The organism is Actinoplanes nipponensis (assembly GCF_016862275.1).
GTDB classification, from domain to species: Bacteria; Actinomycetota; Actinomycetes; order Mycobacteriales; family Micromonosporaceae; genus Actinoplanes; species Actinoplanes nipponensis.
Map to the genome: position 1 here is coordinate 1 of NZ_BOMQ01000120.1, position 673 is coordinate 673.

Annotated in this window: 1 protein-coding gene; it reads right to left on the reverse strand. The window is 66.3% G+C overall.

All coding sequences use genetic code 11. The features are described from left to right. Positions 1-3: 3 nt before the first annotated feature. Positions 4-576, reverse strand: a complete 573-nt coding sequence (locus tag Ani05nite_RS40720; protein WP_203777576.1) for a DoxX family protein — start codon at positions 574-576, stop codon at positions 4-6. Positions 577-673 lie beyond the last annotated feature (97 nt).

Below are 673 nucleotides of genomic sequence, written 5' to 3' on the forward strand. Positions count from 1 at the left end.
GGGTTACTTCAGCCAGGGCAGCCGCTTGACGATCGGCAGGCTCGCCCACACCTTGCCCAGCCCCAGGGTGTCACCGGCCGCGGTCAACGCGATCAGCACCAACACCCCGGCATAGATCAGGTGATCATCCATGAACGGGTTGTTCTCCGGAGGCAGCACCGCGCTCCACATCAGCACCAACAACGCGCTACCAGCCACCGCCGCCACCCGCAGACCGACACCCAGGATCAACGCCGTGCCGATCGCCACCAGACCGATCATGAACAGCCAGTCCGCCCAGGCCGCACCCGCAATGCCGTGATACACACCCTCGAACGGACCCGCCACCGCCTTGCCCAGGAACCCCTTGGTCGGACTCCCCCCATCGATCCACGCCCCCTTGGCCGGCGTAGCCATCCCCAACCCGAACATCTTGTCCAGGAACGCCCACAGGAACACCCAGCCCAACGCCAACCGCAACCCGGCCAACGTGAACCGCACCGCCCTGCCACGCGTGGTCTCGGCCACTGTCGTCCCGCCGGCGCGCTCAGCGGGAACCTGACCCTTACTGGTAGTGGGGTGCTGCACGGCGGTCATGGCGTCCACGTCCTCTTCGATGTCGTTGTGACACCCCTATTCCACCGGCAAACCCCACCGAAGATCAGAGCCGCCCAGCCGTACCCCACGGGACCTT

What these genes read in the sequence shown, in the direction of transcription:
- Ani05nite_RS40720 (WP_203777576.1), bottom strand. Translation starts at nt 576, where the DNA reads ATGACCGCCGTGCAGCACCCCACTACCAGTAAGGGTCAGGTTCCCGCT.